Here is a 25646-nt window from a genome sequence, read left to right on the forward strand (position 1 = left end):
TTACCTGATGCAGTAACTTGCTCAGGTATTTTTTTAGTTAAAATTTGTGACTAGCATCAGTTATTCAAAATATGTACAATCCACCTCCGAATTTATACCAGAATTAGTCTAGTTGAGGCATTCCATGAGTCAGAAAAAAGTAAACCTGTTAGATTTGAACCGTCAAGGTTTACGTGATTTTTTCACCGAAATGGGTGAAAAACCGTTTCGTACCGAACAAGTAATGAAATGGATTTACCATTTTGGTTGTGAAGATTTTGATCAAATGACCAATATTAATAAAGCATTGCGTGAAAAATTAAAGCAACGTGCAGAGATAATTGCGCCTGAAGTTAAAGTTGAACAACGCAGTGAAGATGGCACTATTAAGTGGGCAATGACAGTAGGTAACCAAGAGGTTGAAACTGTTTACATTCCTGAAAAAGATCGTGCTACGTTATGTGTTTCATCACAGGTAGGTTGTGCTCTAGCCTGTGATTTCTGCTCTACAGCTCAGCAAGGATTCAACCGTAACTTGACCGTGTCTGAAATTATCGGCCAAGTATGGCGAGCAGCTAAAATTATCGGTGTGATGGGTGAAAGTGGAACTCGACCTATTACCAACGTGGTAATGATGGGAATGGGTGAACCGTTATTAAATTTAAACAACGTTATTCCTGCAATGGAATTAATGTTAGATGATTTAGGTTATGCGTTATCGAAACGTCGCGTAACATTATCTACATCGGGTGTTGTACCTGCGTTAGATATTTTAGGCGACCGTATTGATGTGGCATTAGCGATTTCATTGCATGCGCCAAATGATGCGCTACGTTCTAAAATGATGCCTATTAATGACAAATATGATATTGCCGACTTCTTAGCGGGTGTAAAACGTTATATTAGTAAGTCGAATGCAAACCGGGGTAAAGTGACCGTGGAATATTTATTATTAGATCACGTTAATGACTCTACGGATCAAGCTCACGAGTTAGCGCATTTATTAAAAGATACGCCGTGTAAAATTAATTTGATCCCATTTAATCCATTCCCTGGTAATGACTATACTAAACCAAGTAATAGTCGTGTTGACCGATTCAATAAAGTGTTGATGGAGTATGGTTATACGGTGATCGTGCGTAAAACACGCGGTGATGATATCGACGCTGCTTGTGGGCAATTAGTGGGTGATGTTATTGACCGTACTAAGCGCACCATGAACAAACGCCAACATGGCGAAAACATCAATATTCAACAGAGTTAATAACAGAAAGCCTAAATTCTGTTCTTGAACAAGACGATCCAGTTCAAGAACAGTTAAAAAAAGCATGCATCAAACAACAAGTTACTTCACAATAGAGATGCTTGAAAGACATTTCCTGCACGACTTTTCGTTCTTGAGGAATTTATGCGTTTTATATTGATTAGCTTAGTCTCTTTATTTTTTATTTCAGCTTGTGTCTCAAGCGAAACAACTAAAACCATTAATAGCCCCAACGGTCAAAAAATGGCTTTTAATCCTGAACGCGCTGCGGATACACGTTTAAAATTAGCTTTGTTATATCTAGAAAACAAGCAGATGCAGCAAGCCAAAGAAAATCTTGATACCGCCTTAAAATACCAACCTAATAGTGCCAAAGTCTTTCGTATCTACGCTTATTATTATCAAAAAGTAAACGAAAACGATAAAGCAGAGCAATTTTATAAAAAATCCTTAGCCTTAGATGATGATAATGGCGATACTTATCATAACTATGGTACTTTCTTATGCGCACAAGGTAAGTATGAAAAAGCAGAAGAGGCTTTCTTAAAAGCAATTTCATTACCACATTACACGCGCGTTGCCCGTACTTACTCCAATGCGGCCGTATGTGCAGAAGAGGCAAAAGATAATAAGAAAGCCATTTTCTATTATGGTTATGCTTTATCACATAGCCCTAATAGTATTGGTATTAATTTATCTTTAGCTAAGTTAAATATTACTGAAAAAAATTATAAAGCGGCTGCAATCAACTTATTTACCTTTCAACGTAGCTCACCTGCAACGGCAGAAAGCTTATGGCAATGGGTTCGTTTGAGTTATGCTTCCGGCAAAAAAGCAAGTTTAGCAAGATATTCGGCACAACTTTTAGATAAATTTCCTACCTCTCAACAAGCTTTGAGCTATTTAAATAATGAGCACTATGACTGATCAAACTCTACAGATGGAAACGACAATGACACTCGATAAAGTTCTTAAAGAAAGTCGATTAGCGGCTAATTTATCTATTGATGAGCTTGCTCTTAAACTCAATTTGAAAGAAACCGTTATTTTAGATATTGAAAATAATTTAGAGCAAGTGATTGCTGAAAATCGATACCCGATCATTTATTTACGTGGTTATATTGCCAATTACAGTAAAATGGTGGGGGTGACTGATCTAAAATCTTATCCTGAATACCAACAATTAATACACCCTGAAAAACGTGTAACAACCTTAAAAAGTCCGCATATTCTCAGGGCAAAAAAAAGCTCAGCAAAAAAAGTGCTCTGGACAATCTTCCTACTGATGTTACTCACCGCCACAGGATTGGCTGTGTTTTGGAATTATTCTGTTTTGTTTTCTATGGTAAAACCAGGTGTTATAACTGAAAATAGAGAGATGCGCTTGCCTGAACAATCTGATGAAAATGAGCCTTTGTTTAATGACCAAGATACTTTGCCGGCTGAGTCGATAGCGCAACCTGTGACAGCTGATGAACAAAGTGTTGAAACAGAAAGCGCACAGTAATGATCAGCAAGATAGAGCAATAGCGACTACCAATCTAACTAATAAATAATATTAGACGCACTAATATGTGAATGAAAAGTCGTTAGTTAATACTTGCAGGAGCGGCTCTATTTCAACTAAAATTAGCGCAATCTATATTGCGGCGAAGTTTCTATTAAATGATGTTAAATTGGTGCGAGTAAGCAACTAATTGTCACTTCGTACAGTCATAATTCAGTCATAATAATTCGACAATAAAAGCGATATACTAACGTATCACCTTGAACCTTTAACTTTAAAGAGTAATTACAATGAGTCATACCTCTTCGATAATACGCCGCGTATCTAAACAGATCATGGTGGGCAATGTCCCTGTGGGTGGTGGTGCACCAATTACCGTGCAATCAATGACTAACACGTTAACAACAGATGTGGATGCAACCGTTGCACAAATCAGACGCTTAGAAGCGGTTGGTGCCGATATGGTGCGAGTTTCTATTCCTACTATGAATGCGGCTGAAGCGTTTCGTGAAATTAAAAAGCAGTGCAACATTCCTTTGATAGCCGATATTCACTTTGATTATCGTATTGCGTTGAAAGTGGCTGAGTACGGTGTAGATTGCCTACGCATTAATCCTGGCAATATTGGTAATGAGCAACGAATCCGCAGTGTTGTGGATTGTGCACGTGATAAAAATATCCCTATTCGAATTGGCGTTAACGGTGGTTCTTTAGAGGTGGATATTCAAGAGAAATATGGTGAACCGACTGCGCAGGCATTAGTGGACTCTGCGTTACGTCATGTGGACATTCTAGATCGCCTTAACTTTGATCAATTTAAAGTCAGCGTAAAAGCATCTGATGCACTATTAGCCGTTGAATCATATCAACTATTAGCAAAGCAAATTATTCAACCTCTACACCTTGGTATCACTGAAGCCGGCGGTTTACGTAGCGGTAGCGTTAAATCAGCGGTAGGTCTTGGTATGTTATTGTCGCAAGGCATTGGTGATACATTGCGAGTGTCATTAGCTGCTGATCCGGTAGAAGAGATCAAAGTAGGTTTCGATATTTTAAAATCCTTACGCATTCGTAGCCGTGGCATTAATTTTATTGCTTGCCCAACCTGTTCTCGTCAAGAGTTTGATGTGATTGCAACGGTTAATGCCTTAGAAGAACGTTTAGAAGACGTAGTCATGCCGATGGATGTATCGATCATTGGTTGTGTTGTAAATGGACCTGGTGAAGCATTAATATCTGACATTGGTATTACTGGCGGCAAAAACAAAAGTGGTTTTTATGAAGATGGAACACGCCAGCGTGATCGCTTTGATAATGACAACGTGATTGACCAGCTTGAAGCAAAAATTCGTGCTCGTATCAGCCGTACTGACCAAAGTAACATTATCGTTAAAGGTTAAAAATAACCGGAGCTTAATAAATTAAGTCTGTGTTAATCAACACTTTTAGTGAAAACTTCGTAATAAGCCCAACTGTTTTTAATATTTGGGCTTTTTATTTACCTTAAACGCGGCAAACCTCTGCAGTATTGTTCCATCTAGACACAAACTTCCTTATAATGACTGATAATTTTATTAACAATACATACTGTATGTATTTTTATTCATCGACAGAATTCGGAAATCATTGTGGCAAAGAAGATACAAGCTATTCGTGGTATGAACGATACCCTTCCTGAACAAACCCCTGTTTGGCAGAAATTAGAGTCATTAATTAGACAAACCGTCAGTAGTTACGGCTATTCTGAAATTCGTATGCCGATTGTAGAAAGTACCCATCTATTTAAACGTTCGATTGGTGAAGTGACCGATATCGTTGAAAAGGAGATGTACACCTTTGAAGACCGTAATGGCGACAGCTTAACCTTACGACCAGAAGGGACTGCCTCTTGTGTGCGTGCCGGTAATGAGCATGGTTTACTTTATAACCAAGAGCGTAGAATGTGGTACATCGGACCGATGTTCCGCCATGAACGCCCACAGAAAGGTCGCTACCGTCAGTTTCACCAAGTTGGAATAGAAACCTTTGGTATTGCAAGTGCAGATATCGATGCAGAAGTTATTTTATTATCTGCACGTTTATGGAAAGCACTTGGCATTGAGCAACATGTTGAACTGCAATTAAATTCTTTAGGTAGCAATGAAGAACGTAATGTTTATAAAGCGAAATTAGTTGAGTTCTTGCAGTTACACGAAGATAAACTCGACGAAGACAGTAAACGTCGTATGTTAACCAATCCATTACGTGTGTTAGATAGCAAAAATGAAGCGGTTCAAGCAATCTTAGAAGATGCTCCGAAACTATCTGATTATTTTGGTGACGAAACAGCAGCACATTTTGCCAAAGTACAATCATACTTAGATGCAGCGGGCGTTAAATACGTGATCAATGAACGTATAGTACGTGGTTTAGATTATTACAACCGTACTGTATTTGAATGGGTAACAACTAGCCTAGGCTCTCAGGGAACAATTTGTGCTGGTGGTCGTTATGATGGTTTAGTTGAACAACTTGGCGGTAAAGCAACACCTGCAGTGGGCTTTGCAATGGGGTTAGAACGCATTATTTTAATGCTAGAAACCCTAGAATTAAATGAAGATGTTAAAGGTGATGTTGATATCTATAGCATTCTTGTTGGTGAAGGTACTGATATAGCTGGCTTTAAAGCTGCTGAAATCGTACGAGATCAATTACCACAATTAAAAATGATGCATCACTGTGGCGCAGGTAACTTTAAAAAGCAGATGAAGCGTGCCGATAAAAGCGGTGCAAAAGTTGCGTTGATTATTGGTGAAAGTGAATTAGAGAGTGGTTGCGTCACAATTAAAGACTTGCAAGGAAACTCAGAGCAACAAACCGTTGCAATTGACAGCTTAGTTAAGGTATTACCTACCTACTTTGCATAGTGTATTGATAAAAACAGAATAAGTAAGGAACACACGTGGTTGATATTATTGAAGGTTACGAAACAGAAGAACAACAAGTTGATGCCATTAAAAAGTGGTGGAGCGAAAATGGAACCATGTTGGTTGTGGGCGCTGTTGTTGGTTTAGCGGGTCTTTGGGGATGGCGTTATTACGGTGAAACCGTGACGACAAATCAAGAAAAAGCATCGACTGAGTTTCAGCAAGTATTAAGCAAGTTTGAAGCCGACGGTGAAGATCAAAGCAGTACTGAAATGCGTACCTTCATTGCCGAAAACAAAGACAATAACTACGCGACATTAGGTGCATTATTATTAGTTAAAGAAGCCGTTCAAGCTAAAGATTTTGCATTAGCAAAAACACAGTTGACTAATTTGTTAGCCAGCAATAGCTATGAACCGTTAACACCAGTTATTCAATTACGTCTTGCACGAGTAAATAGTGAGTTAGGTGATTATCAAGCGGCATTAACAACGTTAGACAAAATCACAGCAAAAGGCTTTATTGTTAAAGCGAATCAAAGTAAAGGCTTAGTTTATTTAAAGCAAGGCGATCTTGAAGCTGCTCGTAGTGCATTTCAAACAGCAGTTGATGCAAGTGAAGGCCGTGTTGATCCTTTATTACAATTACAATTAGATGATTTAGCCGTTGCTAAAGCAGATGTTGCTCCTGCACCTAAGTTAGATGCTGCGCAATAAATTGAGATAATACAATGATTAAATGGGTTAAAAAGCTGACTGTCATCACCACAACAACACTCGTGTTAAGTGGCTGCTCTATTTTCAGTAGTGAAGATGATGTTGTTAAAATGGCTGAATTGCCAGAGTTTGAAGCGACTTATGAACCATCTATTGCTTGGACAAGCAGTATTAGTGATGGCGTAGATAAATACTACTCACAATTACAGCCTGCCGTGGACAGTAATGCCGTTTACATTGCTGCCCGTGATGGTGAAGTAAAAGCACTGACGGTTAAAAATGGTAAAAAACTATGGTCAATTGACCTAAGTGACCATGAGTCTAATGATTCTAATCGTTCTGCGCGTTTATCTGGTGGTGTTAGTTTAGGTGGCGATACACTTTATATCGGTACTGAAAATGCACAAGTATTTGCACTTGATGCCACTAACGGTGACATTAAATGGATGAGCAAAGTCTCTGGTGAAGTGGTCGCACAACCTATTTATGATAATAGCCTAGTGGTAGTGCATACTTCCCGTGGTGAATTAATTGCGCTTGATAGCTTAACCGGCAAGGAAATGTGGAGCTTAACGAATGCTCAACCTAAACTTACCTTGCGTGGCAGCGCAACACCAAGTATCTCGCAAGGCGGGATCATCTATGGTCGTGCTGATGGTTATTTGGCTGCTGCACTATTAAAAAATGGCCAACCATTGTGGCAAGTTCCGGTTTCAAGGCCTTATGGCGCAACTGAGTTAGATCGTTTATCCGACGTTGATATGAAGCCTGTTATTGTTAATGGTACGGTTTATGCCTTGGGTTACAATGGTAACTTAGTTGCAATTGACCTGTTAAAAGGTGAGTTGTTATGGTCTAAAAAATATTCAGGCTTTAAGAATTTAACGGTATCTGGTCGTGATATTTTCTTAACCGATTACCGTGGTTATGTGTTTGCTGTCAATCGTAATGACGGTGAGCAACGTTGGATGAATAAAGAATTAGCTTACCGTAATGTTACAGGGGTAACCGTCGCTAATGAATATATTGTAGTCGGTGATGCAGAAGGTTATTTACATTGGATTGACCGTGAAAGCGGACAATTTGTTGCACAACAAGATCTAGACTCTGATGGTTTGTATATCGAACCGATCGCAACGTCTACGCATCTTTATTTACAAACACGCAGTGGTGATTTAATCGTCATTGAAAAACCGATATTAAATGTAGAATAATTTAATACGTTTTTACGCTATACTGTAGCCCCTTGCTGTGCATGGGGCTTTTTTAGTTTATAGGATTTCAAAAAATATGTTACCAGTCATCGCTTTAGTAGGTCGCCCTAATGTAGGTAAATCTACGCTTTTCAATCGTTTAACTCGCACCAGAGATGCGCTAGTTGCCGATTTCCCCGGTTTAACGCGTGACCGTAAATATGGTCAAGCCAAAGTTGAAGAACTTGAATTTATCGTGATTGATACCGGTGGTATTCAAGGCGATGAAGAGGGCATTGATGCGTTAATGGCCGAGCAATCATTAATTGCGATAGAAGAAGCCGATGCCGTATTATTTTTAGTAGATGCACGAGTAGGTTTAACCGTTGCCGATGAAGCGATTGCAGCACATTTACGTAAACAAAATAAAAAAGTCATGATCGTTGCTAATAAGATTGATGGTATTGATGCTGATTCAATGTGTGGTGAATTTTATGCCCTAGCATTAGGCGAAGTTTATCAAATCGCAGCAGCGCATGGTAAAGGTGTACGTCAAATGATTGATGCTGCTCTAGAAGAGTTTCATCAAGAAAACCCAGTGTCAGATGAAGTCGATGAGTATGAATTTGCACTAGATTACGATGATGAAGACGAAGATGAAATCGCTAAAGAGCAAGAACGTTTAGCTGCTTTACCGATTAAACTTGCACTGATTGGTCGTCCTAATGTTGGTAAATCAACACTGACTAACCGTATTTTAGGTGAAGAGCGAGTATTAGTATTTGATATGCCTGGTACAACGCGTGACAGTGTTTATATCCCTATGGAACGTGATGGCCGTGAATATATCCTGATCGATACCGCTGGTGTACGTAAGCGTAAAAAAGTTAATGAAACCGTTGAAAAATTCTCTGTTATTAAAACTTTAAAAGCGATTGAAGATTCAAATGTTGTTATGTTGATCATTGATGCGCGTGATGGCATTTCTGATCAAGATTTAAGCCTATTAGGTTATACCTTAAATTCAGGCCGTTCATTAGTGATTGCAGTGAACAAATGGGATGGCATGACAGAGTATGATAAAGAGCGAGTTAAAACAGAATTGGATCGCCGTTTAGGCTTTATCGATTTTGCTAAAATTCACTTCATCTCTGCATTACACGGTACCGGTGTTGGGCATTTATTTGAATCAGTAGAAGAAGCTTACATATCTTCAACGAAACGAATCTCAACGGCGATGCTAACGCGTATTATGGGTATGGCGACCGATGACCACGAGCCACCAATGGTTGGCGCACGTCGTGTTAAATTGCGTTATGCGCATGCGGGTGGTTATAACCCACCATTGATCGTTATTCACGGTAACCAAGTTAAAAAATTAGCGGACTCTTATAAGCGTTACTTAATGAACTATTTTCGTCGCACGTTAGGGATCATGGGAACACCGATTCGTATCGAGTTTAGAGAAGGAAGTAACCCATTTGAAGGTCGTCGTAACAAATTAACGCCGCATCAAATGTATAAACGTCAACGTTTAATGCGTAACTACGCTAACAGTAAAAATAAGAAGTAATATGCAGTTATCTTGTCCAGATTGTGAATCAGAGTTAGCAAATAGTGGCGAATTAAAACGCCACTGCCCAAGTTGCAATAGTGACTTTGTAGTTAACGTTTGTTGTCGTGAATGCGGGCAACCATTGCAGCGTCTAAAAGCCTGTGGTGCGGTGAGTTTTTGGTGTGATCATTGTAATGAGCTCAAGAGTAAATCGACAGCCATTTACAACTTAGTAAAACAAGCATAGCGCTTGCTATATTTTAAAATAAGCTAAAAGCTAAACTAAAAATAGCGATAAAAAAAGGGAGTCTCTACATTAATGTAGTCACTCCCTTTTTTATACTTTCAATATTAAGAACTATATAAGGACAGACGTTACTAAACTCAATCTTTAAGCTCAATATTTTAGCCCAGTATCTAAGATTAGTAACCTGAGTCTTCAATCCTTGTTTATTTTTTATCTGGTATCGTTTCAAACACTCTGACTACTTGTTTAACACCCTCAACATTACTGGTAATGTTGGTCGCAAAGTCAGACATCTCTTTGGTTACTTGACCAATCAAAAATACTTCTGCATTTTCGGTAACCACTTTAATTTTTAAAGGATCTACTTTATCGTGTCCGGTAAGCTTACTTTTGACTTTAGTGGTCAGCCAAGTATCTTGTGTTTGTCTGATTAAGCCGATGGTTTGACCGATACGTAGTTGGTTATAAACCCCTTTAATACCATCAATATTAATCAAGATATCTTCTATTTTATTACTATTCGCTTGACTATCTGCTTGCCCAATTAATAAAATAAAACTGTTATTAGTGACGATATTAATACGCATATTTTTGTTATATACATCTGAATTAACGACTTTATCAATGGCTACCATGGATAAACGATCATCTTCAATTTGTTGAGAAAGAGTGCGTTCATCACTATTTACCGCGACAGCGGTGCCAGCAGCAACAATCAAACCACTTGCACAACCTTGTAACAGTGCAAAACACAATAAAGCGGGTAAAAAACGGGTCATAAATTTCATAATTTTTCCTAGAGGCGGTGAATCTTGCAAGTATATTTTACAACGAGTTTCTGGCTTTTTATATAAGCCTAGGCTGATGACCGGTAGTTAGTGCACATAAATAAGTAAAAATGCAGTATAAATAGTCACTTAACCACAAACTTCGCATCACCACAGAGGTATTGAGCTTTATTGGCGAACACTACTTGAATAAGCAGACATTCTTTGTCTGCTTCGATCAAAACATCTCATGGTGCACAAAACAAAAACGATCAGCAGGCTTAATACTGAGGGAATAATTGTTGATCGATTAAGTCACTTAAACAGTTAACCACGAGTAAATGAATCTCTTCAATGCGCGCACCTTTATCACTTGGTGCACGTATTTCAATATCATCTGCTCCTAATAAGCCTGCAATTTCGCCACCATCAACTCCCGTCATGGCAACAATTTGTATGTTTTTACTTAACGCTGTTTCAACGGCTTTCACCATGTTACGGCTATTACCGCCATGGCTGATAGTAATTAATACATCACCTGGCTGAGCTAATGCAGATATTTGGCGAGCATAAATTTGGTCAAAATGGCTATCGCTGGCAATCGCTGACACTAACGATGAATCTGAAGTGATCGCGATGGCAGGTAAAGCAGGGCGATCCGTTTCATAGCGATTAAGCAAGTGTGATGCAAAAATCTGCGCTAAACCTGCTGCGCCACCATTGCCACAAACCAGTAGTTTATGGCCATTGATTAAACAATCTTTAAGCAATAGTGCTGCTGCTTCTATCTGCTCTGGCAGCGCTTCTGCTGCAACGATCTTAGTTTGAATGCTCTCTGCAAAATGAGCTTGAATTTTTTCATTAATCATGTGACATGTTACTCTTGAAATGCATCTTGTATCCACTGCGGTGTTGATGTTTTTTCACTGATCGCGACCACATCAAAACGGCAATAGGGTTCACTATTAAGTTGCGATAAATAATGCTTTGCTGTTTTAATTAACTTCTGTTGTTTTTGATAGGTTACGGATGCCGTTGCGCCACCATAATCTTGATTTTTTCTATACCGTACTTCAATAAAAACTAATGTATCTTGGTCTGACATAATCAAATCTATTTCACCGAATCGGCAATAGAAATTCTGACATACGAGCAATAAGCCTTGCTTCTGTAAAAAAGCCAAGGCTTGTTGTTCGTATTTTACGCCACTGCTATTACTGTTCTGAAACAGACGAGGTAACTTCAACGAGTTCGCCTTGTTGATATTTTGCCCAGTGTAACTTACTACGTAAGGTATTGCGCTGATCTAATGTTAACTCGCCCACCAAACCTTGATATTTATATCCTTCAATAACTTGCATTTGTTTTAACTGCTCAATCAAGTTGTAGCTGTCATACCCAAGTGCAAATAAACGTAATGTTCTAAAGCTTTGGTGTGGCCAGATTGCTTGAATATTTTTATTCATTTGACTGTCGTCATCCATTAAAAAGGCAATATCTGAAAAAGTCAGTTCAGAAAGCTCTTTATTTTGAATATTGGCCAAATCAGAAGCATGGCTACGTGAACTTGCATAAAGAGGAATACTCTCTGCAAAAGGGCTCACTGTCACTGCAATAAAAGGTTTCAATAAAATTAATTCACTACGGCTACTAATAATATAGATAGCATCCACATCACGACGGCTTCTAAGCTCCGAGTCAATACCATAGCCAATGACCGATCTCATCTGGTTAATACGTTGTTGGCTTTTATCTGTTTGTAATGCAGCTGATATTAACTTTGGATACTCTGATTTAGCTGCAAAATAATGCGTTTCAGCTGGATAACCCTCTATGCCATTATCAGATTCTGCTTGTTGCTCTTCATTTAACGCTTTCCAACGCGCTTCAAATGCAGCGGCAACACGCTCACCAAATTTAGATTTTGGTGCTAACAATAAAGGTTTTTTATGATTATGTTCAAAAATAGTTTCTGCCGCTTGCTCTGCTTCATTCTCCGGAGAAAGTGGAAATGCGTAATGAATTGATGAGCTTGCCGCCGCTGATTCATCATCTTCTTGGAAGCGATTTAAAGCTAATACGGGAATATCTGTAATTAAAGGTAATAACTGATCAATATTAGATTTTACTAAAGGGCCGATTACAAAATCAATACCTTGAGCATGTAGTTGGTCCGCAATCGATTGTGCAGTTTGTTTTGTTGTGTCAATAAACAGCAAATCGGCCGGAGGCGCTTTTAACTCACTCGGAATAATGATTTCAGGTGTATAAGCCATTGACGGATCAGACTCTTTAAACTGTGCCTGTTCGCTATCTAACTGCTTTTCTAATGCTAATTTATTATAAAAAGCATGGCTGATGCCATATTGTATTGCTTCTGCTGGTTTCTTAAATCGACCTGATAACGGTAATAACACCGCAATTTTATGTGCTTCGTAAGGAATTGCCTCTTCAATATTAGTTAATTGCGTTGGCATATAATCAATAACAGGGTGAGTTGAATAAGCTAACTTCCAAGCATCCACCGCTTGCAGTAATTGGTTATTGCGTAATTGATAGCGTTGATAAACGCTAGCTAATGCATACCAACCATGTACAAACATCTCTTTTTGCTGTGTAGCAAGTGCTGTTTGTGCATTTGCATTATCACCAGTTGCATCGCTGATTGGTGCCTCATTTGAGAATATTTCTGCGCTTGAGGTAACTTTTTTAAATTTGTTTAAAATGCTTGGGTCTAATAGCGATAACTCATTTAATAACAAATCATTGTAAGTTTGTTTCTCTTGACCTGTAGTTAATAGAGGTGTTAATTCCAGCAATGTGTCGGACGCTGCTTGATGTTCTTTATTACTAACTTGCAAATCAACTTTTATCTTTAAGTAATGGAAATTTGCAGGTGCACTTAATACATTCTGATCAATCTTTTTAAGTGTTGTATAGGTGTTATCAAATTGATTAAGCGCGTAGTCATTTTCAGCAATCAATAACAATAAATGATTTTTTTGTTGTGTTGTCAGTGTTTTCTTTTGTAAATGCTCAATCACAGAATCTGCTAAAACAAATTTATTTTCCTGTGTTAATGCTTGTACAGCCGCTAATTGCCATTGCGTATTGTTAGCTTCATCGAGCTTATCGGCTTGTTTTAATAAATATTGTGCTGATTCATTAAACTCAGTAAACAATGTTGGTGCAGTACTTTTATCTGGCTCAATGACAGAACAAGCAGACACAAACAACATGCTCAAAACCATGAGAGGAAAGTATAAAGCGCGTTTAGATAAGATTGCAGTGTTCAAATTTTTTGTCCTTTTTAATCAAACCAATCTCAGATCAGTTTTCAGATAGGTATCAAGATGCCTATAGTGTAATATTGCCGACTTAGTTAAACAATCCTTAACACTTTAATAGAGTCGAATATGTCTGAAAATAATCAATTAAATAACGAAGTAAGCGCAAAACTGTATATTGTTGCCACTCCTTTGGGCAATATTGGAGATATTACTTACCGCGCCATTGAAATATTAAAAAACGTTGATTTAATTGCAGCAGAAGATACTCGCCACAGCGGTAAACTATTAAGTTACTACCAAATAAGTAAGCCTACTTTTCCATTACATGATCATAATGAACGTCAACGCGGCAGTGTGTTGATTGAAAAGATAAAAGCAGGGCAGTCTGTTGCTTTGATCTCAGATGCAGGTACTCCGTTAATTAGTGATCCTGGTTACCATTTGGTTAATGAATGTCGTGAAGCGGGTGTTGATGTTGTGCCTGTCCCCGGTGCATGCGCTGCTATTACTGCGCTTTCAGCAGCTGGTTTACCCTCGGATAGATTTTCATTTGAAGGTTTTTTACCGGTTAAAGAAAAAGCAAAAACAGAGAAACTGACCGCATTAGCAGAAGAAACACAAACCATGATCTTTTATGAATCACCACGTCGTATTCAAGATACAGTGAAACATATCATTAATATCATGGGTGCGGATCGTAAATTAGTGATTGCACGTGAATTAACTAAAATGTTTGAGTCGTATTACGTGTTACCAGCTGATGAAATGTTGGATTGGTTAGGACAAGATACCAACCATTGCCGTGGTGAATTTGTATTGATGGTAGCAGGTGCGAGCAAAGATAAAGATGCACTCTCGGTAGAGGCGATCAAAACACTGACTTTATTGAAAAAAGAGTTACCACTTAAAAAAGCTGCCGCTATCACTGCTGAAATTCATCATCTTAAGAAAAATGACCTTTATAAATGGGGCCTAGAAAATTTATAGGTCGAATAAAGCCCGTACCAGTTTTTCTACATCACCTTTCAAACTATAAATCTGCCTTTAGTAAGTAAAGCCAGGTTTATAGTTCTTCGTTTAGTTCGTGTATTACTTTAAATATTTGATAGCCCTTAATCTATAACTGCTTTTAATCTATAAATACCTTTAGTCTATAAAATGATTTAATTTGTTAATGCAAGTCGTTTGAAAAATGAAATAACTTACATGTTTGCTTATTATTTGAACCTAAGAATTATTACAACAATTATAATTGCTTTAACTACTTGTAGTGTGATCGCTTTACCGTATAATACGCCGCGGAGTTGGCCAGATCGTCGCCGCTTTGATTGCTTTAGATGTATTTCTAGAGTATTGAAAAGGGGAGGAAAGTCCGGGCTTCAAAGGGCAGGGTGCCAGGTAACGCCTGGGTAGCGCGAGCTAACGACAAGTGCAGCAGAGAGGAGACCGCCTGCTAATTTATTAGTAGGTAAGGGTGAAAGGGGGCGGTAAGAGCGCACCGGCTAGTGGGTAATCATTAGTGCAAGGTAAACTCCACCCGAAGCAAAACCAAATAGGCTTCCTGAGGCATGGCCCATGCTGGAAGCGGGTAGGTTGCTTGAGCCTGTGAGTGATTGCAGGCCTAGACGAATGACGATTCAACGACAGAACCCGGCTTATCGGCCAACTCTAATCCTTTGTATTACAGGGTTTCGCAGCTATGCGAGGCCCTGTGAAACAAACTGTGCAACAATCTGTGTTACAAAAAATTCCCCATACTTATCAGCGAAATGGTATGTATTACTTCTGCTATCGCGTACCTAAAGTTATCAGAACATTTTATGCATTCCCTTCTATGATTCGACAGAGCCTCCACACTCGCTCAGCTAGTATTGCTTCTTCTATGGTGAATTCTTTCGTTTCTGCATTTAATGAGATCAAGGTGCATTGCGTGACCAAGAAAATAAAAAAAAATATTAAACAGGAATTTATATCTATCCCTACTTTTTTGGGTGATCTAATAATTGATCAGGGAAATGGAGATATTGAAGCTGAAAAAGTTGCTGCGAAAGAGATTCTTAAAGATAATCCTCACCTTACCGATCCCGATAGCGCAAGACAAGTGGCTGAGATTAAGGCTAAACTAGTCACGAATGAAAATGATGCTTCTTTCAATCAAAAAATTAAACAGAAAAAAAACTTTAAACCAACCATTAAAGATATGTATCAAAAGTGGGAGGCTTCATGGGACGAACAGGGCTTAATCGCTAAAGAGCAAGAGAACCATAGACGAAATATGGCAATCTTGTTGTACTTATATGGTGACAAAGAACCGGATTCAATAACTCCAAAACAAGCGGATGAAGTTTTATCAATTGCTAAGCGTATGCCAAGAAGTAATATGAAGCCATATAATAGTATGGTTAAGCCCTATTTCAGCAGAGAGCTTAAATATGAAGGATACATCCAAAGAATTAAAATGGCGTGTAATAATGAGGTTCCGGAATCAGATCGAGTAGCCAATTTTTCACCTGTTTTAAAATCCTGCCAAGGCTTTTATAATTGGATGGCTTCAAAATATATTGTAAATGATAAACCATTTAATGAACGACGAATTAAGAGTTCAAAAAAGAATAAAAGAGGGGCATTTACGGAATCACAATTACAGCGAATAGTTGATTTTAGTTCCCAACAAACAGATGCAAATAAAAAGTGGATTCCACTGATCATGGCTTATACCGGGATGCGTAACTCCGAGATCGAAGGGCTGGAACGGAGTCAGTTTAAGGTTTGTGAAGATAGTGGCCTATTTCATATCCAAGTAGGGATCACCACTTCAGAAGTTGGTAAAGCAAAAACTGAGGCAGGTATTAGACGTGTTCCTTTAGCGCAACCCTTGATAGATTTGGGCCTTATGGAATACATTAATTCATTTTCACAGCCTAATGAGCGAATTTTCTCTGTGCCTGATAAATGGTTAACAAGGTACTATGGAAACACGCTTAAACATGAATGTAAGTTACCTGACCATGATAGCTCCGGTCATACGTTATCAATGTATTCTACTAGACATAGTGTAGTGACCTTAATTCGTTCACAAGGGGCTAATGAAGCCATATCAACAGCAATTGTTGGTCATGAGAGCGGTACTACAATACATGATGGTTATACAAAGAGAGCACTCTTCCCATTAAAAGAGCTTAAGGTATATGTTGACGGGCTTCCATGGAAGATTAACTCGTCAAACTAAACCCTCAATTTATTCAATAAGTCCCTTTAGAAGTGATGAAACCGGTAAATATTTGTGCCGGTTTCTCAAAGTCTGCTAAAAGCCCTTCCTCGATAATCTCAAAGCATTTTTTAGATAGTATCAATATCAAAATCATTACACGCTTATTGTTAATAGTAAAATTTTAGCTACTTAAAAATAGAACTATAACACCAATATCAATATCACTAAGCACTTACTTAACTAGTTGATAATAAAGGCTAATTTTACTTTTGTTTTGTTTGGTTTTGTTTCTTAATGCTAACTTCATTAATGGTAGGGGGAAATAGGTATGAAGTTAAAAAGCATTAAGTATGAGGACAAAGAATGGGCTGATTATAAAGAGTTAGTTGCCCATTCTAATCGACGTAAGCAAGGCTATAAGCAAATAAGCTGCGCACAATTCGATGCTAAATGGAGAAAGTGGCAAATAGGCAACCCTGATCTTGAACCTACAGATGAACTTATATCTGCTTGGTTAATACCTCGTGTAGCTGCTAATTCTATTTCTTACAAAGATATTCGATACAACGGCCCAAGAGCTCTGTACGAGGCTAATAAAGATATTGCCAATATTAGCTTTAAAGCATTTCACTTTAATCTAAGAAGTAATCTAACTGATATAGATGACGATTTTATTACTGCATGTTTAAAAGGAACAAGGGTCGTTAGTAACGAAGGAACTCGGATTTCAAAGTATCGTAAAATTTGGCAAGATAAAGAAGAGCCCAAAGTAAAATGGCCTAGGGTTAGTCAACAGATAACAACTCACCGAAACGTCTTTGATAGTGAGCCTACCGAACAAAACGTGGAAGACTATTGTGTTAGGCATGATACTCAATGGCTTGATAAAGGTAGCCCAAACTTTGGGCTCAGCAGAAAGAAATTCTTTGAGTCTCTTACAACCATCCAATTTAAGTGCTCGTTTAAATCATGGAAAACAAGGATTAGTCGTTATATTAAATTAACAGAGTCCATAAATGAGTCTACCGCCATAAAGCTTGCTGAGATGCATTTTAATATAGATTGCGCTGTCGTTATCGGTACCCTCTATGAAGTAACAAACTCAGTTAACGACAAAAAGTATGTTGGCATTACTATACAGACATTAGATGAACGTAAACGTGGGCACTTCAGACAAGCTATTCGTAAAAGCTATTCTTCTGGTTCATTTCAAGAGGCTATTATCCAATTGGGTACAGATAGTTTCATATTTAGTGAAGTTGGTAAATTTAACTCGATTGATGAGTTAGAAAAGGCGGAAATACAACGAATAAGCGAAGAGAATACTCTTTCACCATATGGTTACAATTTAGACCCCGGTGGCAAAGGTGTAAATGGATTTTATAACCCAAGGGTTTACCGAGGTGTAACATATCAGAACCTGCCATCATTAGCTGAAAGGCTTAATTTAAACCCCAAACGACTTGAAAGTAGGTTACGACAAAACTGGACTTTAGAAGAGGCTATCGAAGTACCGAAAGGTATGGTCTTAAAAACATATCAAAATGGCCATAAAATCCCATTAAAAATAAAAGCTCAGAATGCCGGTATCCCATACAAAAAATTCCTTGAACGGCTGAACGCAGGGTGGACTGAAAATGAAGCTCTTGAAAAAGAGCCTCGATGTTATCGAAGAGCTAATGCAAAGCCTATAACTGTAAATGAGAGGTATTTTAACTCAATCCGTGAGGCAGCCTTATTTCATAACATACCAGAAGGAACAGTTCGTAAAAGGTTAAAGCTTCAGTGGCCGATTGAAAGGGTGTTTCAGAAAAGTAATCTAGTATGCTGACGAAATTTTATAAATAGTGATAGTGAGTTAAATAAGTGAATAACTTTTTGAATTGTATCTATTGATACACCGAACACTGTTGCTTCTAATCATTATTTTCAATTCATAGGCTAGATTAATGCCTTAACTTTCTCCGGCGGTAAGATCACAAAGAGCCTCAAAAAATAATAAAAACACTTGGCAGCAACACATAAAAATTTAGGTTCAAATTAACTCAGCCAACGTAAACCAAACGCTATACTGTAAATTGTGATAAAACCATATCTATTTATCAGAAAACAAAATAGTATAAATACCATCATTAAAATATAAATAGAGTGGTTATGGCTAATTTCTATCAACAAAATCAGCATATTCAAAATCAATACAATGCAGAAATAATTAATTTTAGTAATGTGAAAGATATAGAGGACTTTACCTCGGCATTACAAAAGCTTCAAACCGAGTTAAATCGAGCTATTGAAGAAAAAATAATAGTAGGTGAGTCAGCAATTGATGCTGAAATGAGCGTTAAAAAAGCAATATTACAATCAAAAGAATCCATACCAGACAAAAATAAATTAGTAAATTACCTTCAAACAGCCAAAGTGTTGGCTAGTAATGTAGAAGGCCTAGTTACCTCTCTTACTAACGCAATCAGTAGAGTCGGTAACCTTTTCTAATGGCTGATTTCGACCAAAAAAATCAAATTGTAGATACTCAGTATAATACCGAAGTATTATATACTGGCGTGCCATTTGAGATGTACCGACACGACTTGCGAGAAAAGGAACAAAAAATTGAAAAGTTGCTTATTGAAAAAGTATTAACTCACAAGGAAAAAGTTGATTTAGAGCAGATGATCTTAGTAGTTCAAAAACATCGGGCTGACGAGAAAACTAGTTATGAATCTCATGTTCAAGATTTAGAGAAACGTATTGCACGGATTGATCCCTTAGTTTTAAATATACCTGAACAACTAGCCGTTGAAGCTAAAGTTGCACTAGCCAAAGGTGATAATGTTCTCGCAGATAGTCTGTTTAGTCGTATTGAAGAACAGGCTCAATCACATATTGTTGCAATGGCCGAGGTAGCTTACCAAAGAGGTAAGTTAGCAGAGGACGACCTATCTTTTCGAAATGCTAAAGCACATTATGAGCGAGCTATTCAGTTAATGCCTCAAAACTATGATTATCTACAAGCAGCAGGGGCTATTACTGACAGATTAGGTTTATATGATGATGCAATTGATTATTACCAAAAAGCATTGGAATTTAGTCGTGATATTTTGAATTTAGAAGATCCTTTTATTGCGGCTCTTTATAATAACATTGGTAACTCTTGGAATTCGAAAGGTGAGTTTGATAAAGCGATATACTTTTATGACAAAGCGATTTCAAGCGATCACTTAGGTTCTGGAAAACGTCACCCTCAGTATGCCATTTATTTAAATAACTTAGGAGTTTCATGGGAAGCTAAAGGTAACTATAGCAAGGCTATTATCTTTATAGAAAAAGCACTGAATTGTGACTTAGAAATGTTCGGCATACTTCATCCTAGGGTGGCACAGAAGCGTAGCAATTTAGGTGCAATATGGAGTTCTAAAGGGGAGTATAAAAAGGCCATAGCATGCTATGAAGAGGCTTTACATTGTGACTTAAGCAGCTTTGATAAATCACATCCCGTAGTAGCTGTTCACTACCACCGTTTAGGTGACGTATGGTTGCAAACAGGTGATAGTAAGAAGGCTATTAAATATATAAATCTAGCTTTTGAAAGTGATCTGAATACGTATGGACGAGAACATCCTGCAGTAGCGTCATGCTACAACAGCTTAGGTCTTATATGGCGAGCTGAAGGTGACTACACGAAAGCTATTGAATATTTTAATAAAGCATTACACATTGATATTAATACGTACGATAGTTCTCATCCTAGCGTTGCAGCTAAACGCATCCATTTGGCCGGTGCTCTGCTAAAGTCTGAGAAATATTATGAGGCAATAAGGCTACTTGAAAATACACAAAATACTTTACTGCTTGCTTTAGGCAAAAATCATCCTCTTGTTATAGCTTGCCTTCACCATCTAGGTTTTGCTTGGTCTGCGAAAGGTGACACAGATAAAGCAATCAATAACTATGAAAAAGCGATCACTCGTGGAATTATCACTTTAGGAAGTAATCACCTAAATGTTGCTATCTCTCGCGTTAGTCTTGGTCAAATATGGTACTTAAAAGGTAATAATAAAAAAGCTATTGATTGTTTTAAGCGAGCACTACCTTGCTTAATTAATTCCTATGGTGATTCTCACCATGAAGTTATAAACCTTTATTATAACATGGGGTTATCAATGCACTCGAAAGGAAAACTTAACAAAGCAATAACTTACTTTGAAAAATCGATTTGTAATGCCCTTCGGATTTATGATGAGCATCATTTAATGATAGCTAATTCTCGTTGCAGGCTTGGCTATGTATGGTTAGACAAGCACGAATTTACTAAAGCAGTTAATTATATTGAGATGGCTCTCGCTACTTATAAATCAACACTGGGAGTTCATCATGCCGATACAATCGATGCCACGATTAATTTAGATAAAGCAAAAAAATCAATGAATAATTAAAAACGCTCTAAGTCCATAATATTTGGATTCAGTTAGAATTAAATTGCTGTTATTTCTGTTAGTAGTAATCCCAAGCATAAAAAGGGAGTTTACGGCTTAGTCAAATGAGAAGAAGCGATTAAATTTTTTATTCAATGAATGTCCAAACTTTAGCTTAATAATTACTGCGATGATTTGTATAAGAGCGGTTTAAACCAAACAAACTAAATGAGAACACTATATTGGCACTTACACTAGTAGCAGTATTACATATACAGCAAAGCTTCTAAATGCGATTTAAAGCGCCCTAAGTTTGTTATTAATACATATTGCTTCACAACTAAGAACTCTTGTTACAGGGCGATTATATTGCTCTATGCTCTACTCTGACCTTCTCTATTCAATAGCAATGTTGGAAATGCAGAACTAGCAACACCAATCATTAAATACTCTAAAAACGTAAGCCTTGTCTTACCGAAATTTTCCCATATACCATCGATATTTCTATCCCATGCCTTACACCAGAAATATGTTTGTTGCTTCAGCTCTGGATTATTACATGGGTAGTCTACAAATAAGGTATTAGCCCAATCCACGTATTTATTTGACTGTTTTATTTTGTGATGGCCAGGAACCGCAACGGCGCTAAGATCACCTATATGATATTTATAACCATTACCCCAGCGAGCAAATTTACTTTTATCACTTCTTAGATTTTTTATGTTCACTGATAACCGGTTACTCCTACCTTTCGACTCTGTTTTCCCTATGTAGAGTGGCTTAACCAAACCTCCTTCAATAAAGAACATCATATAGATTAGACCATCGTATTGGTGGGTGATGTTATCTATATCAGCGGTGAGCAATTCCGTCTGTTCTATAATGAGAGATTCCATGCTTTTGCTACGTGAAAGGATCTTACGCTTATCGACTCTACCAACCTCATGTGTGTTAACCGTCAGCTCATCGCTTGTTTCAAACAACGGCGCAGCTTGATCAACCACCTTCTGCCGTGAGCAGAAACTGTTCCATATATCTTCGTGGTTCATCTAATCCCTTTAATTCATAACTAAGGTGGTGGATGTATAAGGGTGCCATAAATTGACTACTTATACAGCCTTGACTCCATATACATTCTTCGGATATTTCTAGGACTCCGCATGTTACATAGGTTTGAGCTTAGAAGTAATTCTCTATTTGGTTATTATGCATTCACCAAGGTAAAACGGTTTAATGTAAAACCACCCGTTCTTTCAGTTTTTAAATGTATAACGCTTACCGAACTTAATTCATTGCCCTTAATGCTATCTAATAGCGCACCTAATGCTATCTAATATAGTTTTTTTTAAAAGGAAAACCTGTTTTTAGGTAGCATTAAGGTAGCGTTTAGGTAGCATTGTTTATTGCGGTAAGTCAGCGATTACATCTTTAGTAACTCATCAAGAGACTCAGGATAATGTTTTTCCACTTGCTCCGAAGGTTACAATTTTTGCTTAGCTTCTATTGAATTATGTAAGTATATGATGGCTTAGCTTTCCTTTCAGTAGGCTTAGGGTTTGTATCCGCGGTCACTTCATCTTTGCTTTCAGTAGGCTTAACATAGTCACGTATAACTTCAGCCCATGCTTTTGTAATGAGATCAAAACGAGGGGAGTTATCACACCAATCACTGCATGATCTTAATCTCTCATATTCCGCATATAAGTTATCATTGATACATACAGCATCAACCGCGAGTTTTTTAGTTCTATGAATATTATTAGGTGTATTACGATCACAAATGATGTACTCAGACCAATGCTCTTGAGACCAATGATCTGTCAATGGTTCACCAATATTTAACATATGACCGTATGGCTTATTTAGATCGGGTCGATTTTTATTAATTGCCGCTATAGCAAATCTATATTCACTCGTTCTTTTATCGCTCTTATTTATCTGTTTCTCTCGGGTCTCTGTGAGGCCGCATGCTCGTTTTAAAATGTCATATATGGCTTTTACTGCTGTGAAGTTCTGAGGGTCATAGAAAGACGCAGGCAAACGTATACAGCCATGAATATGCCGACAGTTTTTTTTATCATTAGGGTTTGACTCTCCAGTAATCACGTAATAGTATTCCGGTTCTATTTTAAGGCCCATAAGAGCGTCATTTAAGCTTTTGTTGAATTTTTCTGATAATTTGTTATCTGAAGCTAGAAAGAAGCTCTTATTGCTTCTGAGAGGCCATAAAGAGAATGGAAAGACAAAGTCATCACTTCCTTCTTTTATTATATTAAGGTGCATCGTTAAGTGAAAAAGCTGAGCTTTTTGTTGGACCGCCTGATTTTTATCCCACTTAAGAAACTCTATGTCTGTGTTGTGTCTAATACCTCTCTTATTAAGGAATTTATGTAGGTACTCATAATATGTGTCTCTACAGCTTAAGTAATTATTTGCTGAGTTCGCTCTGCGAATAGACCACGTAAGGGCTGAAGCTCTAATCACGTTAGGGCGTTTTTCAGAAGAATTTAAGTTTTTGTTTTTTTTTCGTCTGTTTTTGCGTGTGTTATAATTTGTCATATATTAGATTTTTGTTAAAAATGATACGTGAAAAGAGGCGCTAGAACGCTTCTTTTTTTTGGTTAAATTTTATCTATTATTTTGATGCCTAATTGTCCATCGATTTCTTCCAACGATAATAGGTTGCTCTTCCTACCCCATATCTTTTTAATGCATCGTTCAGCTTTTCAATTTCGGCCGATACAGCTTTAAATACTTTCTCACATTTATTTGCTGTTTCCGGATCAGCTTTTCGTCCTTTAAATTTATCTCTATTTGCTTCGATACCTTCTTGTTGTCGTCTACGACGATCTTCGTAATCTTTTGAAGCCGTTGCTGCCAATATCTCAATCAACATACTATTAACAGATTCAAGAATACGCTGTTGCATTTCATCTTGATTGGGGTTGAGCACTTGAAAGCTTGTAGGTACATCACAAGCGACAATATTTAAACCTTTGCCATCGATAGCCTGTTTTAACTCTTTCCACTTAGATGATGTTAAACGAGTTAGCCTATCAATCTGCTCAAGTAGAATAATGTCGTTTTGCTTTGAGTCATTTAAAAGCTTTGTTAATTGTGGCCTTGCTACTTTACGGCCTGAGTAATTTTCAACGTAATACACCGCATGATCTAGGTCCAATTTTTGCTTCTTAGCTTCCGCTATGATGTATTCTTTAGCTCGTTCGGCATCTTGGTCTGAAGTCGATGCTCGTAAATAGATTCTGATAGTCATTACAACTCCTTTGTCTCAATTGAATAACCCAAATGATACATTATCTTTTGAGTTGTTGCAATGTGGTAAATGAGACTAATTTGGATAAGTATCAAAGGTTCTGGCTAAGTATACTCAAATGAGATTGTCCGCTAGCTAAGGCATTTAACTTTTACATGTTCAGCATTCCTTTACCTTTACTCATCACCCTCGTTATTTGAGTAGTTGTGAGCCAAGTACTTAATAGGAGGTGGGTGACACCATATTATGTAATTTGGCTCTCTGGTTTATTTCCCACTTACGTTTAAAATGTTAGAGAATAAACTTAAGCACCACTACCATTTTTCTAATGGGGTGACTTGTTTCAAACTTCAATTAAGAATGGACATTTATATGAAGCCACTACCAAAGTCATTGTTCAGCATACTGCTATTAATACCCGTTAGCTCATTTGCGGCTAACGAGACTATTCAATCATTCAGTAAAGCAAAGAAAATACTCGAGCGAGAAGTCTATCAAGACCACCGTACAACGTTGTATTGCGGAGCTGAGTTTGATGATAAAAAACTCGTGACAGCGCCGGAGGGGTTCGCAACTGATAAATACATTAAACGTTCCAAGAAAATTGAATGGGAGCATGTTGTCCCTGCAGAGAATTTTGGACAGACATTTAAAGAGTGGCGCGACGGTGATACTCAATGTGTTAATAGTAAAGGCAAGGAGTTTAAAGGGCGTCGTTGTGCAGAGAAGATTAACCTAGAGTATCGCTACATGCAGTCTGACATGTTTAATTTATACCCTGCTATTGGTGCGGTGAATGCTTTGAGAAGTAATTACAATTTTACTATGCAACCAAGTGAAGAAAGTGACTTTGGTAGTTGTGAAATGAAGATAGCAGATCGTAAAGCTGAACCACCAGCAAGAGCGAGAGGGCGCATAGCTCGCACTTATTTATATATGGATGATACCTACAAGAGATACAACATGAGCCGTCAACAGAAACAGTTAATGGGTGCTTGGGACAAAATGTACCCAGTTGACAGTTGGGAATGCTTAAGAGCTAAAAGAATATCTGAATTGCAAAACAGTAAAAATAATATTGTACAGAGTAGGTGTGTAGCTCAAGATCTTTGGTAAAGGGAGGCAGCTAGAATATTGTAAAGCCTTTCTATTGCCTCAATACGAACGTTTAGGTTAGTTACATTTTATATCCATATAATACCAGTTCATTGTTACACCAATCGGAGTGGTACCCTCGACGATGTTTTGATTAACCACGAGCGGATTAGAACAATTAGGACGAAGTGTTTTTATTATAAAAAGGCGGTCGTCTAGGTTATTAGTAT

22 protein-coding genes and 1 other RNA gene are annotated in these 25646 nt (G+C 37.7%); 16 read left to right on the plus strand and 7 right to left on the minus strand.

Features of this window, described 5'->3' with window-relative positions; genetic code table 11:
• Positions 1–124: 124 nt before the first annotated feature.
• The 9 genes from rlmN to MT391_RS11030 all read left to right on the plus strand — a co-directional run bounded on the left by rlmN (position 125) and on the right by MT391_RS11030 (position 9367).
• Positions 125–1243, plus strand: a complete 1119-nt coding sequence (gene rlmN / locus MT391_RS10990) for a dual-specificity RNA methyltransferase RlmN (RefSeq protein ID WP_166369790.1) — start codon at positions 125–127, stop codon at positions 1241–1243.
• A gap of 144 nt (positions 1244–1387) precedes the next feature.
• On the plus strand, positions 1388–2170 hold the full coding sequence (pilW, locus tag MT391_RS10995) for a type IV pilus biogenesis/stability protein PilW (RefSeq protein ID WP_166369792.1): 783 nt from the start codon (positions 1388–1390) through the stop codon (positions 2168–2170).
• On the plus strand, positions 2163–2750 hold the full coding sequence (locus MT391_RS11000; RefSeq protein ID WP_499498019.1) for a helix-turn-helix domain-containing protein: 588 nt from the start codon (positions 2163–2165) through the stop codon (positions 2748–2750). The genes pilW and MT391_RS11000 overlap by 8 nt, the downstream gene beginning before the upstream one ends.
• Before the next feature lie 290 nt (positions 2751–3040).
• Positions 3041–4150, plus strand: coding sequence for a flavodoxin-dependent (E)-4-hydroxy-3-methylbut-2-enyl-diphosphate synthase (gene ispG, locus MT391_RS11005; protein WP_166369796.1), 1110 nt, complete (start codon positions 3041–3043; stop codon positions 4148–4150).
• Positions 4151–4378: 228 nt separating this feature from the next.
• Positions 4379–5656, plus strand: a complete 1278-nt coding sequence (hisS, locus tag MT391_RS11010; RefSeq protein ID WP_499498020.1) for a histidine--tRNA ligase — start codon at positions 4379–4381, stop codon at positions 5654–5656.
• Positions 5657–5691: 35 nt separating this feature from the next.
• A complete protein-coding gene (locus tag MT391_RS11015; protein WP_299664061.1) occupies positions 5692–6372 on the plus strand; it encodes a YfgM family protein in 681 nt (226 codons plus the stop codon).
• Positions 6373–6386: 14 nt separating this feature from the next.
• Positions 6387–7586: an outer membrane protein assembly factor BamB gene (bamB, locus tag MT391_RS11020; RefSeq protein WP_299664063.1), complete on the plus strand. Its 1200-nt coding sequence runs from the start codon at positions 6387–6389 to the stop codon at positions 7584–7586.
• 76 nt (positions 7587–7662) lie between these two features.
• Complete coding sequence (gene der, locus MT391_RS11025) at positions 7663–9138, plus strand: ribosome biogenesis GTPase Der (RefSeq protein WP_499498022.1); 1476 nt, start codon at positions 7663–7665, stop codon at positions 9136–9138.
• 1 nt (position 9139) lies between these two features.
• Positions 9140–9367 carry a zinc ribbon domain-containing protein gene (locus MT391_RS11030; RefSeq protein ID WP_166369806.1) on the plus strand — a complete coding sequence of 76 codons (228 nt, stop codon included), beginning with the start codon at positions 9140–9142 and terminating at the stop codon, positions 9365–9367.
• 203 nt (positions 9368–9570) lie between these two features.
• On the opposite strand, the gene MT391_RS11035 is transcribed toward MT391_RS11030, so the two are convergent.
• The 4 genes from MT391_RS11035 to MT391_RS11050 all read right to left on the minus strand — a co-directional run bounded on the left by MT391_RS11035 (position 9571) and on the right by MT391_RS11050 (position 13430).
• Complete coding sequence (locus tag MT391_RS11035; RefSeq protein WP_499498023.1) at positions 9571–10155, minus strand: BON domain-containing protein; 585 nt, start codon at positions 10153–10155, stop codon at positions 9571–9573.
• A 260-nt stretch (positions 10156–10415) separates the two neighbouring features.
• Entirely contained in the window at positions 10416–11003 is a 588-nt protein-coding gene (locus MT391_RS11040; protein ID WP_182690220.1) for a D-sedoheptulose-7-phosphate isomerase, read from the minus strand.
• A gap of 8 nt (positions 11004–11011) precedes the next feature.
• Positions 11012–11380 (minus strand): YraN family protein, encoded by a 369-nt coding sequence (locus MT391_RS11045; RefSeq protein ID WP_166369810.1) that lies wholly within the window; start codon positions 11378–11380, stop codon positions 11012–11014.
• Entirely contained in the window at positions 11349–13430 is a 2082-nt protein-coding gene (locus MT391_RS11050; RefSeq protein ID WP_499498024.1) for a penicillin-binding protein activator, read from the minus strand. The genes MT391_RS11045 and MT391_RS11050 overlap by 32 nt, the downstream gene beginning before the upstream one ends.
• Before the next feature lie 120 nt (positions 13431–13550).
• Between MT391_RS11050 and rsmI the strand changes: the two genes are divergently transcribed.
• The 6 genes from rsmI to MT391_RS11080 all read left to right on the plus strand — a co-directional run bounded on the left by rsmI (position 13551) and on the right by MT391_RS11080 (position 21068).
• Positions 13551–14411 carry a 16S rRNA (cytidine(1402)-2'-O)-methyltransferase gene (gene rsmI / locus MT391_RS11055; protein ID WP_499441426.1) on the plus strand — a complete coding sequence of 287 codons (861 nt, stop codon included), beginning with the start codon at positions 13551–13553 and terminating at the stop codon, positions 14409–14411.
• 313 nt (positions 14412–14724) lie between these two features.
• An RNA gene (gene rnpB, locus MT391_RS11060) (RNase P RNA component class A) lies at positions 14725–15098 on the plus strand.
• Between the two features lie 37 nt (positions 15099–15135).
• Entirely contained in the window at positions 15136–16653 is a 1518-nt protein-coding gene (locus MT391_RS11065) for a DUF6538 domain-containing protein (RefSeq protein WP_499498026.1), read from the plus strand.
• Between the two features lie 310 nt (positions 16654–16963).
• Positions 16964–18466 (plus strand): GIY-YIG nuclease family protein, encoded by a 1503-nt coding sequence (locus tag MT391_RS11070; protein ID WP_499498028.1) that lies wholly within the window; start codon positions 16964–16966, stop codon positions 18464–18466.
• 323 nt (positions 18467–18789) lie between these two features.
• On the plus strand, positions 18790–19128 hold the full coding sequence (locus MT391_RS11075; RefSeq protein ID WP_499498030.1) for a hypothetical protein: 339 nt from the start codon (positions 18790–18792) through the stop codon (positions 19126–19128).
• Positions 19128–21068 carry a tetratricopeptide repeat protein gene (locus tag MT391_RS11080; RefSeq protein ID WP_499498031.1) on the plus strand — a complete coding sequence of 647 codons (1941 nt, stop codon included), beginning with the start codon at positions 19128–19130 and terminating at the stop codon, positions 21066–21068. Before MT391_RS11075 ends, MT391_RS11080 begins: the two co-directional genes overlap by 1 nt.
• 353 nt (positions 21069–21421) lie before the next feature.
• Here MT391_RS11080 and MT391_RS11085 read toward each other — a convergent pair whose 3' ends face one another.
• From MT391_RS11085 to MT391_RS11095, 3 genes are all read right to left on the minus strand, one after another.
• Complete coding sequence (locus tag MT391_RS11085) at positions 21422–22096, minus strand: hypothetical protein (RefSeq protein ID WP_499498033.1); 675 nt, start codon at positions 22094–22096, stop codon at positions 21422–21424.
• A 451-nt stretch (positions 22097–22547) separates the two neighbouring features.
• Entirely contained in the window at positions 22548–23606 is a 1059-nt protein-coding gene (locus tag MT391_RS11090; RefSeq protein ID WP_499498035.1) for a hypothetical protein, read from the minus strand.
• Between the two features lie 88 nt (positions 23607–23694).
• A complete protein-coding gene (locus MT391_RS11095; RefSeq protein ID WP_499498037.1) occupies positions 23695–24321 on the minus strand; it encodes a recombinase family protein in 627 nt (208 codons plus the stop codon).
• 372 nt (positions 24322–24693) lie between these two features.
• On the opposite strand from MT391_RS11095, the gene MT391_RS11100 reads away from it, so the two are divergent.
• Positions 24694–25437 (plus strand): endonuclease, encoded by a 744-nt coding sequence (locus tag MT391_RS11100; protein WP_499498039.1) that lies wholly within the window; start codon positions 24694–24696, stop codon positions 25435–25437.
• The last annotated feature ends 209 nt before the right edge of the window (positions 25438–25646 follow it).

This window comes from Vibrio sp. 1-Bac 57 (genome assembly GCF_037546855.1).
Taxonomy (GTDB): Bacteria; Pseudomonadota; Gammaproteobacteria; order Enterobacterales; family Psychromonadaceae; genus Psychromonas.

Bases quoted from the DNA above. Each gene is read 5' to 3' on its own strand.
- rlmN (WP_166369790.1), top strand. From the start codon at position 125: ATGAGTCAGAAAAAAGTAAACCTGTTAGATTTGAACCGTCAAGGTTTA.
- pilW (WP_166369792.1), top strand. From the start codon at position 1,388: ATGCGTTTTATATTGATTAGCTTAGTCTCTTTATTTTTTATTTCAGCT.
- MT391_RS11000 (WP_499498019.1), top strand. From the start codon at position 2,163: ATGACTGATCAAACTCTACAGATGGAAACGACAATGACACTCGATAAA.
- ispG (WP_166369796.1), top strand. From the start codon at position 3,041: ATGAGTCATACCTCTTCGATAATACGCCGCGTATCTAAACAGATCATG.
- bamB (WP_299664063.1), top strand. From the start codon at position 6,387: ATGATTAAATGGGTTAAAAAGCTGACTGTCATCACCACAACAACACTC.
- der (WP_499498022.1), top strand. From the start codon at position 7,663: ATGTTACCAGTCATCGCTTTAGTAGGTCGCCCTAATGTAGGTAAATCT.
- MT391_RS11030 (WP_166369806.1), top strand. From the start codon at position 9,140: ATGCAGTTATCTTGTCCAGATTGTGAATCAGAGTTAGCAAATAGTGGC.
- MT391_RS11035 (WP_499498023.1), bottom strand. From the start codon at position 10,155: ATGAAATTTATGACCCGTTTTTTACCCGCTTTATTGTGTTTTGCACTG.
- MT391_RS11040 (WP_182690220.1), bottom strand. From the start codon at position 11,003: ATGATTAATGAAAAAATTCAAGCTCATTTTGCAGAGAGCATTCAAACT.
- rsmI (WP_499441426.1), top strand. From the start codon at position 13,551: ATGTCTGAAAATAATCAATTAAATAACGAAGTAAGCGCAAAACTGTAT.
- MT391_RS11070 (WP_499498028.1), top strand. From the start codon at position 16,964: ATGAAGTTAAAAAGCATTAAGTATGAGGACAAAGAATGGGCTGATTAT.
- MT391_RS11075 (WP_499498030.1), top strand. From the start codon at position 18,790: ATGGCTAATTTCTATCAACAAAATCAGCATATTCAAAATCAATACAAT.
- MT391_RS11080 (WP_499498031.1), top strand. From the start codon at position 19,128: ATGGCTGATTTCGACCAAAAAAATCAAATTGTAGATACTCAGTATAAT.
- MT391_RS11085 (WP_499498033.1), bottom strand. From the start codon at position 22,096: ATGAACCACGAAGATATATGGAACAGTTTCTGCTCACGGCAGAAGGTG.
- MT391_RS11090 (WP_499498035.1), bottom strand. From the start codon at position 23,606: ATGACAAATTATAACACACGCAAAAACAGACGAAAAAAAAACAAAAAC.
- MT391_RS11095 (WP_499498037.1), bottom strand. From the start codon at position 24,321: ATGACTATCAGAATCTATTTACGAGCATCGACTTCAGACCAAGATGCC.
- MT391_RS11100 (WP_499498039.1), top strand. From the start codon at position 24,694: ATGAAGCCACTACCAAAGTCATTGTTCAGCATACTGCTATTAATACCC.